Raw genomic sequence first — 1,263 nt, forward strand, 5'->3', positions numbered from 1 at the left:
AATTCGTCCATGCGGCCTCGCTCGCGCACCAGGTCTACACGCCCGAGAAGCGCCATCCGGTCGAGGTGGCCGCGGCCGAGCAGCAGCACCTGGTGCAGTGGCTGTCGCGGCGGCTCGACCGGCCGCTCAAGGTGCCGGACTTCTCGACCCTGGGCTACACGCTGGTCGGCGGCCGGCTGCTGCCCGGCGAGAACGGCGCCCGGGCCCAGTTCATGTTCGAGGATGCGGCCGGCGAGCGCGTCACGCTCTATGTCGGCCAGCTCGATCCCAAGACCGCGGGCGCCAAACCGGCCCCCGCGCCCGAGACCGCCTTCCGCTTCGCCACCGAGGGCGCCGTGCCCAGCTTCTACTGGGTCGACCAGGGTTTCGGCTACGCGGTGGCCGGCCGGCTGCCGCGCGAGACCCTGATGAAACTGGCGACGCTGGCCTACCGGGATCTGTCTTGAGCGCGGCATACACTCGGCCGGTTCGCGCATGCATTCCCTCATTTCCATGTTCGCGATCACTCAACGAAGGAGAAACTGCATGAAATTGCTCAGCGCCTCGATCCTCGCGGCCGCCCTGCTCGCCGGCTGCGGCAGCATGTCCAACCAGAGCGCCAGCGCGCCCGACACCCCGACGCGCACCGCCGACGGCGTGCTCGTCGGCCCGAACGGCATGACGCTCTACACCTTCACCAAGGATGCCGCCGGTTCGGGCACCTCGGCCTGCAACGGCCAGTGCGCGACCAACTGGCCGCCGCTGGGCGTGGCCGAGACCGCCCGGCCGCTGGGTGGCTACACCATCATCATCCGCGAGGACGGCAAGCGCCAATGGGCCTACAAGGGCTGGCCGCTGTACTACTGGGCCAAGGACGCCAAGCCGGGCGACAAGACCGGCGACGGCTTCGCCAACGGCGCCTGGAAGCTCGCGCGTCCCTGAGACCGCGCTCGTCACCCCGGGGCTCGCGCCCGGGTGATCCACGCCACGAAGGCGGCCCGCAACGGCCGCCTTTTTCGTTTCCGGGCCCGGCGCGCACAGACGGCAGAATGGCCCGATGCCTTCGAATGCCAACCTCGACGCCTTCGCCGCCCTGCTCCCCCTGGGGCTGATCACCGACGAACAGCACGATGCCGTGCTGGCCCACCCCGGCTTCCCCACGCTGGCGCCGTTGCCGAGCCCGGCCCATGCGCTGGACTGGATGCAACAGCAGGGGCTGATCGACCCCGTGGCCTCGCACGTGCTGCGCATCCAGTTCGACCGGCGCGTCGAGCGCAACGAGCT

General features: G+C 70.2%; 2 protein-coding genes and 1 pseudogene. All 3 read left to right on the forward strand.

The window, feature by feature from the left end:
* On the forward strand, nt 1–446 hold a 446-nt coding region (locus tag AC27VN_RS41765; RefSeq protein WP_490880557.1), incomplete at its 5' end, for an anti-sigma factor family protein.
* 79 nt (nt 447–525) lie between these two features.
* The gene (locus tag AC27VN_RS41770) at nt 526–921 is read left to right on the forward strand and encodes a COG4315 family predicted lipoprotein (RefSeq protein WP_490880558.1); all 396 of its coding nucleotides are present in this window, start codon (nt 526–528) and stop codon (nt 919–921) included.
* A 115-nt stretch (nt 922–1,036) separates the two neighbouring features.
* Nucleotides 1,037–1,263, forward strand: a pseudogene (locus tag AC27VN_RS41775) (hypothetical protein); the annotation flags it as partial.

This window comes from Variovorax sp. 20P10.2.4 (assembly GCF_058244205.1).